This window comes from Okeania sp. SIO2F4 (genome assembly GCF_010672385.1).
GTDB lineage: Bacteria > Cyanobacteriota > Cyanobacteriia > Cyanobacteriales > Microcoleaceae > Trichodesmium.
Window position 1 is genome coordinate 1 of sequence record NZ_JAAHGT010001095.1, and the last position, 2,918, is coordinate 2,918.

The 2,918-nt window shown below is 33.9% G+C and carries 1 protein-coding gene; it reads right to left on the bottom strand.

The genetic code is table 11. The features are described from left to right. Positions 1 to 592 precede the first annotated feature (592 nt). Positions 593 to 1,654: an ABC transporter ATP-binding protein gene (locus F6K22_RS37485; protein WP_293109871.1), complete on the bottom strand. Its 1,062-nt coding sequence runs from the start codon at positions 1,652 to 1,654 to the stop codon at positions 593 to 595. Positions 1,655 to 2,918 lie beyond the last annotated feature (1,264 nt).

Sequence of the window (2,918 nt, forward strand, 5' to 3'; positions counted from 1 at the left end):
GAGGTGATGAATAGTAAATTTTCTCTTCTATTGCGTATAGAGCAATAGTCAACACATTTTCTTAAGCACCCCGCCAGAGGTGATGAATAGTAAATTTTCTCTTCTATTGCGTATAGAGCAATAGTCAACACATTTTCTTAAGCACCCCGCCAGAGGTGATGAATAGTAAATTTTCTCTTCTATTGCGTATAGAGCAATAGTCATTACATTTTATGAAGCACCCCACCAGAGGCAATGAATCATCAAATTTTTCTTCTATTGCGTATAGAGCAATAGTCATTACATTTTATGAAGCACCCCACCAGAGGTGATGAATCGGGAAATTTTTCTTCTATTGCGTATAGAGCAATAGTCAATACATTTTCTTAAGTACCCAACCAGAGGAGATGAATCGGAAAATTTTTCTTCTGGACTGACACACCTTAAATAGTAAATTAGAAAAAAATCCTCAAATCTTCCCATAACGAGAATTATAGGAAAAAATCTAACGCACAGTTTTAGCTGTGTCAGTCTACTACAAGTTTTGCTTAACGTATCAAAGTTTTGAGTCTATAAAATCTAACTTTTAACTTTTGAATTTTGAGCGATCGCCTCAATTTTCCCAAGGGTCGGGTAATTGATTTTTATTCTTTTCCAGCTCAATATTTCCCTCAGACTTTTCCTCATTTACTACAGAATTTGTAGACCCTTCAACCATTGAATTACTAGCAACTTCACCTGTAGTTAAACCCAAGAAAACATCCTCCAAACTAGCACGAGTTCGACGTAGTTCAAATAAACCCAAACCAGCAGTAACAATAGTATTATAAATCTCTTTTCCTGGTTCCATTTTCGGTTGACATTTTATTTGTAATCTAAGACGACCTTCATTATCTGATTTAATTTTTTCTATAGATTGAATTCCCGGAACTTCAGCTAATAACTTTAATCCTGTTTCTATCTCTTGAGTTTCTCCCTCAATTTCTACTTCATATCCCCATCCACTTGCTAACTTATTACTCATTTCTTCAGGACTACCCGTAGCTACAATTTCACCCTGATTAATAATCGCCACTCGATTACAAGTCATACTAACTTCCGGCAAAATATGAGTAGATAAAATAATTGTATGCTCTTGAGCCAAACTTTTAATTAAATTTCTGACTTCAATAATTTGTCTAGGGTCAAGACCAACAGTCGGTTCATCTAATATAATTACCTGGGGATCGTGTACCAAAGCTTGAGCAATACCAACCCTTTGTTTATATCCTTTTGATAATTTTTTAATTAAAACTTTTGGCTTATCTAATAACCCACATCTTCTCATTGCCAACTTAACTCTAGCAGAGCGATCGCCGGCAGGAACTCGTTTAATTCTAGTTACAAAAAATAGAAATCCTTCTACTGTCATTTCTGGATATAAAGGTGGTATTTCTGGCAAATAACCAATCAATTGTCGTACTGCCATAGAATCTTCATGAACATCATAACCAGCAATTTTAGCTGTGCCACTTGTAGCAGGCAAATATCCAGCTAAGATTCGCATTGTTGTTGTTTTACCTGCACCATTAGGACCTAAAAATCCCAGTATTTCTCCCTGTTGTACAGCAAAAGATACTTCCTTCAGTGCTGAGGTTGAACCATAAATTTTGCTTAATTTTTCAACTTCAATCATTATAAATGTATACTCCTAAAAATTAATTTCAAAATTCTAATATAGCTATTATTGTACTTGTAAGGTACAAAAAATTTCTAACTTTTAGGGAATAGGGAACAGAAAAGAAGAATGGCAACTGTACCTCACAAAGGCTGAGAAACCTTATAGTAAATTAAAAAAGATAGTTGCAGTTAAGTAGCCAGATATAATTAAATGTCACTATGTCTGCAGGGACTGGAACGGAGTGGAAGAAAGCAATTTCAAAGGTTTGAGTTACATAAACATTTTTTGACATTTCGTCAAATTTATTCGCAGTAATTCTATATTTAGGTGACACTTCAACCATTAAGTAATTAACACGATTCATTAATGGATAATGGATAATGGATAATGGATAATTACCTCTGGTTAAAACCGAGAGGATTGAATATCAGAAGATATTATTTCTTTTTTTCCCCTATCCAAGGGGAGGCTTTAAACCAGAATTATTTAATAATTAATAATTAATAATTAATAATTCGGTAAATCATCTTTTTGATAATTAGCACCCCAGTAGGGTGTTAATTATTCTTATGTTTACTTCTTCCCCACTCCCATACTCCCCTATTCCCAGGCTTAATAAAATGTAGAATTTTTTTTGAGAAATGGTATTAGACTCTAAGCATTCAGCCGTCAGCTATTAGTTATCAACTATTGCTTTTGGTGTAAGTTCAAAGCTGTATTAATCAAGTCAGAATTAAATTTTACTACAAAAGTTGTTAAAGTCTATATTCATTTAAACTCCTTCCTTAAAAGTAGGGTCTTATTGCTGATAGCTGACTGCTAATAGCTGAATGCTTACATTAGACTGGCTATATATTTGTCAATTCTAGAGATTTATGTTTCAATATACTTCTGAAATCAGCCTAAAAATTATCCTAAAAAACAATTGAGGAATGATTTATTTTCAAATAAAAATATTTGAGAATATATACTCTATACTAGATAAGACATAATTAAAGCTATATTCATTAATTGATAATTGATAATTACAAGAAGGTTAAAACCGTTACGGAATTGAATATTAAGGAAATTCAAGAGCACTTTTCTCTTTTGGGAGATTGGAGGCAAGCGAGGAAACCTCGCCATCCCATCCTAAGGTCATGCTGCCTCTTTCAGAGGAGCTGCCTCCTGCGGAGGAGCTGCGCTAACACTAACGCAAACGACCGCTTTTTCCTCTTGAAAGGGGAGGCAAAGTAAGCTGAATTATTTAATAAATAATTATTAATTATTGGTGATTCGG